7 protein-coding genes are annotated in these 4,392 nt (G+C 76.3%); 4 read left to right on the top strand and 3 right to left on the bottom strand.

Annotated elements, in window-relative coordinates; genetic code table 11:
* Both QM626_RS06010 and pxpA read right to left on the bottom strand, forming a co-directional pair.
* On the bottom strand, nt 1-492 hold a 492-nt coding region (locus QM626_RS06010; protein ID WP_415075002.1), incomplete at its 3' end, for a carboxyltransferase domain-containing protein.
* Complete coding sequence (pxpA, locus tag QM626_RS06005) at nt 486-1,241, bottom strand: 5-oxoprolinase subunit PxpA (protein ID WP_415075000.1); 756 nt, start codon at nt 1,239-1,241, stop codon at nt 486-488. The genes QM626_RS06010 and pxpA, both read right to left, overlap by 7 nt.
* Before the next feature lie 41 nt (nt 1,242-1,282).
* On the opposite strand from pxpA, the gene QM626_RS06000 reads away from it, so the two are divergent.
* The 3 genes from QM626_RS06000 to QM626_RS05990 all read left to right on the top strand — a co-directional run bounded on the left by QM626_RS06000 (nt 1,283) and on the right by QM626_RS05990 (nt 3,276).
* Nucleotides 1,283-2,140, top strand: coding sequence for a spermidine synthase (locus tag QM626_RS06000; protein WP_415075004.1), 858 nt, complete (start codon nt 1,283-1,285; stop codon nt 2,138-2,140).
* Nucleotides 2,141-2,229: 89 nt separating this feature from the next.
* A complete protein-coding gene (locus QM626_RS05995; protein WP_415074998.1) occupies nt 2,230-2,757 on the top strand; it encodes a hypothetical protein in 528 nt (175 codons plus the stop codon).
* Between the two features lie 30 nt (nt 2,758-2,787).
* Entirely contained in the window at nt 2,788-3,276 is a 489-nt protein-coding gene (locus tag QM626_RS05990) for a SprT-like domain-containing protein (RefSeq protein ID WP_415074996.1), read from the top strand.
* A 9-nt stretch (nt 3,277-3,285) separates the two neighbouring features.
* Here the strand turns inward: QM626_RS05990 and QM626_RS05985 are convergent, their stop codons facing one another.
* Nucleotides 3,286-3,882 (bottom strand): 2-phosphosulfolactate phosphatase, encoded by a 597-nt coding sequence (locus QM626_RS05985; protein ID WP_415074994.1) that lies wholly within the window; start codon nt 3,880-3,882, stop codon nt 3,286-3,288.
* Nucleotides 3,883-3,908: 26 nt separating this feature from the next.
* Between QM626_RS05985 and QM626_RS05980 the strand changes: the two genes are divergently transcribed.
* Nucleotides 3,909-4,392, top strand: a 484-nt coding sequence (locus QM626_RS05980; protein ID WP_415074992.1) for a hypothetical protein, incomplete at its 3' end; no start/stop codon positions are given.

Genomic DNA, 4,392 nt, shown 5'->3' with positions numbered 1-4,392 from the left:
GGTGAAGCCCGCGGCGAGCCCGACCGCGCCGGCCGGCACCCGCGTGCGCGGCACGTCGAGGCGCGGCACGTCGAACGGCCACCCCTCGCCGACGAGGTAGGCGAACCCCGGCGCGAAGCCCGTGAACGCGACCCGCCACGGGGTGCGCGCATGGCGCTGGGCGAGCTCGGCCGGCCCCAGGCCCAGCAGCCGCGCCGTCTCGGCGAGGTCCGCGCCGTCGTACGCCACCTCGAGCGTCACGTCGCGGGCGGGCCCGGATGCCGTCGTCGCATCCGGGACGGCGGCGATCCATGCCCGCACCGCGGCGGCGGACGTGCGCGCGGGGTCGAACCGCACCAGCACGGTGCGGGCGGCCGGCACGAGCTCCTCGACGCCCGCCGGGGCGGCGGCGGCGAGCGCGGCGTGCAGGGCGAGCACGGCGTCCAGTCCCCCGACCTCGACGAGCACGGCCCGCTCCCCCACGGGCAGGACGCGCCGGGGCGCGGTCACCACGGCGCGCGCACCGCGATCCCGGCGGCGTCCAGCGCGGCGCGCACGGCCCGCGCCATGGCCACGGACTCGCCGGTGTCGCCGTGCAGGCACAGGCTCGCGGCATCCGTCGCCAGGACCGCGCCGTCGACGGCGACGACCTCGCCACGCTCGGCCAGCCGCAGCGCGCGGTCGGCGACCTCGTGCGGGTCGTGCAGCAGGTCTCCCGCCGTCCCCCGGGCCACGAGCGAGCCGTCGGCGAGGTATCCGCGGTCGAGGAACGCCTCGCGCACGAACGGCAGGCCGGCTCGCGCCGCGGACGCGGCGAGGGCGTCGCCGAGGCCCAGCACCGGCAGCGGGCGGCCCATCCGGGCGGCGAGATCGGCGACCGCGGCGAGGACGGCGTCGGCGACCGCCGCGTCGGCGCCCGCCGCGTGATACAGCGCGCCGTGCGGCTTGACGTAGCGGATGTCCGCCCCGGCGGCGGCGAGCGCGTCCAGCTGCGCGGCGATCGAGGCCCGCAGCTCGCCCGGCGCGATCGTCAGGGTCGTGCGGCCGAACCCGGCCCGGTCGGGGTACGAGGGGTGGGCCCCGATCGCGACGCCGTGACGGATGCCGCGGGCCACGGCGTCCCGCATCGACGTCTCGTCGCCGGCATGGCCGCCGCACGCGACGCTGGCGCTCGAGACGACCGCGAACATCGCCTCGTCGTCGGCGGTGGGCACGCCCCCGACCGTCTCGCCGAGGTCGGCGTTCAGGTCGATCGTGCGCACGCGCCCACCGTACGCCCGGATAGCGTGGAGGGGTGGCGCGCATGCGGATCGAGGAGGACGACCGGCCGCAGGCGCGCCTGAGCGACGGCTCGATCGCTCGGGTCGTGCGCAGCGGCTTCACCACCGGGTACGAGCTCGAGGTCGCCGGCACGCCGCAGTCCCACGTCGACCTCGACGATCCGACGCACCTGCACTTCGAGTACGTGGCGCGCATGGGCGCGGTCATCGACCGGCTCCGGATGCCGGGGCAGCCGCTGACCGCCGTGCACCTGGGCGCCGGCGCCCTCACGATCCCCCGCTACGTCGCGCACACGCGCCCGGGATCGCGCCAGCAGGTCATCGAGCTCGAGCCCGCGCTCGTCGAGCTCGTGCGCGAGCAGCTGCCCCTGCCGCGCGGGGCCGCGATCCGCGTGCGCATCGGCGACGCCCGCGAGGGCCTGGGCCGGCTGCCGACGGCGCTGGGCGGCCACGTCGACCTGCTCGTGTCGGACGTGTACTCCGGCGCGCAGACCCCCGCGCACCTGACCACCATCGAGTTCTACCGCCGCGCCGCGTCCCTGCTCGCTCCCGACGGCGTGCTGCTCGTGAACGTCGCCGACGGCGCCGGGCTCGCCTTCGCCCGCCGCCAGGTCGCGACCGTGCGCGCCGTGCTCGAGCACGTCGTGCTGCTCGCGGAGGTGCAGGTGCTCAAGGGCCGCCGGTTCGGGAACCTCGTCGTCGCCGCATCCGCGGCTGGGCTGCCGACCGAGTGGCTGCCGCGGCTCATGGCCGCCGGCCCCCACCCCGCGAAGGTCGCGCACGGGACGGAGCTGGCCTCGTTCGTCGGCGGGGCCCGGCCGGTGACGGATGCGGACGCCGTGCCCTCGCCGAGACCGGCGTCGTCGATCTTCGAACGCTGATCGCCGCGGTCCGCGTGGGCTCACCGGGGCCGCGGCGATCGCCGTGCAGACTGGAACGGCACGGGCGCACCGAGGGACAAGGAGACGCAGTGAGCTATATCAGGGGATACGACCCCGACAGTCTGCGCGAGATCGTCGACGAGCGGGAGTGCCTCGACCGTCTCGAGGAGATCGGTCCGCAACGGAGCCTCCCCGCCCTGCTCGAGCGCGTCTGGCTGCTGAAGGTGACCGACCAGCTCGACGAGGCGCTGCGCGTGTCCGATCAGAGCGTGCGCACCGCCCGCATGGCCGGCACGCGGCGTGATCTGCTGCGCGCCCGCATCCTGCACGCGACGATCCTGCAGTGGCGCGGCCAGCACGCCGCCGCCGATCAGGAGCTGACCACCTGTGCCGAGGAGGCCGAGGGCCACGGCTGGGCCGGCATCGCCGCATTCGCCTACCAGCACCGCGGCAAGAACCACCTCGACGCCGGCGACCTCGACGCCGCGCGCGCGGACTTCAAGCGCACGCTCTTCCTGCGGCAGTCCTCCGGCGCGGCCGAGGAGGACCTCGAGTCGACGCTGCTGGCAATCGACGCGCTCGACCGCAAGCGGGTGCAGGCGAGCCTGGCCGGCTAGGGTGTCGGGCGTCCCGCGTACCCTGCCGACATGAGCGAGCTGCACCTGGTCCGCGACTGGGCCGAGGAGCTGATCGACCGCCACCTCGACGCGACGTGGTCGTTCGGCTTCGACAACGCCAAGCGCCGTGCCGGGCTGTGCGACTACACGCGCCACCGCATCAGCGTGTCCCGCTACCTGGCCGCCCGCTACGACGACGAGACGAACCGGCAGACCCTGCTGCACGAGGTCGCCCACGCCCTGGTCGGGTCTGCGGCCGGGCACGGCATCCGCTGGAAGCGCGCGGCCCGCGACCTCGGCTACACCGGCGGGGTCACCCATCGCGGCGAGACCGCGATCGAGCTGGCGCCGTGGGTCGGCATCTGCCCCGCCGGGCACGTCGTCTACCGCCACCGGCGGGCGACGCGGGCGACCTCCTGCGCGCTGTGCGCACCGGTGTTCGACCCGCGGCACGCCCTCACCTGGACCCGGCGCGAGATCGGGCCGGCCGCCCGACTGGCGGCCATGACCCCGCGGTAGCGCGGCCCGTCAGGCGCAGGCGAACACGTCGCCCCGGCGCGCCGGGACGACATCAACCGCATCGACCTCGGCCGCGGCCAGGACCTCGTCGCGGCGGCCTCCGTCGAGCAGCTCCTGACCGGACGCCGACGCCGTCAGCAGATGCCGCATCGCGCGGCGCAGGCCGTGGAACGCCTCGCCCGCCCCGGCCGCCTCCGGCGAGGTGTGGTCGATGCCCAGCGCGGTCAGCGCGTCGATCACGGCGCCGGCGCCGAACTGGTCCTCGACGGCGAAGCGGGGGCCGTCCCCGACGGCGATGACCGCGATCGAGGTGCGTGCGGCGCGCCGCTCCTGCTCGGCGAGCACCTCGCGGGCGACCGCGGAGGCGTTGCGCAGCGACGCCAGCAGCACCACGGCGTCGCCCGCCGCCGCGACGACCTCGGCGAGGGCGGGGTCGAGCGATGCCAGCGGCACCTCGTCGCCGGCGGCACCGGCGTCCACGGCCGTCGTGGTCCCCAGCAGCACGTCGACGACGACGACCACCTCTGCCGGGGCGAGCCGTGCCAGCCCGGCCGCGCCCCACTCGAATCGCACCTGATAGCGGGACTGGTCGTAGGCGGAGGACATCCGTCCAGCGTAGGGCGACCGGCCGGATGCGACACTGGGGCATGCGCGTGCTGCTGCGGTTCACCGTCGACATCGATCCGGATGCGGCCTGGCGCGCCCTGCACTCGCCCCGCGCGCTGGCCGAGCTCTACGGTCCGCTGCTCGAGCTCGAGCCGCTGACGGCGCCGCCGACGAGCTGGTCCAGCGGCCAGGACGCGGCGGTGCGGATGACGGCAGGGGGCGTCCCGTTCGGCACGCAGCTGATCGCCGTGACCGACCGCACCGTGCCCGGCCCCGCCGGCGACGTGCGGATCCTGCGGGACGCGGGCGCACCGCTGACCGGTCCGCTGGCGGCGCTGGACGTCTGGGACCACCAGATCGCGGTGTCCGCCGCGCCCGGCGACCGCACGCTGTGGCGCGAGCGCCTCGTGATCGGCGGACGCGCCGCGCCCCTGCTGTGGCCGTCGCTGTGGGCCACGTGGCAGTGGCGGGCGCGCCGCATCCGGGCGCTGGCCCCGGGCTGGGCCCACG

The organism is Microbacterium sp., assembly GCF_047606385.1.
Taxonomy (GTDB): Bacteria; Actinomycetota; Actinomycetes; order Actinomycetales; family Microbacteriaceae; genus Microbacterium.
The sequence above is the reverse complement of the archived record's forward strand: the minus strand, read 5'-3'. Positions and strand labels throughout refer to the sequence as shown.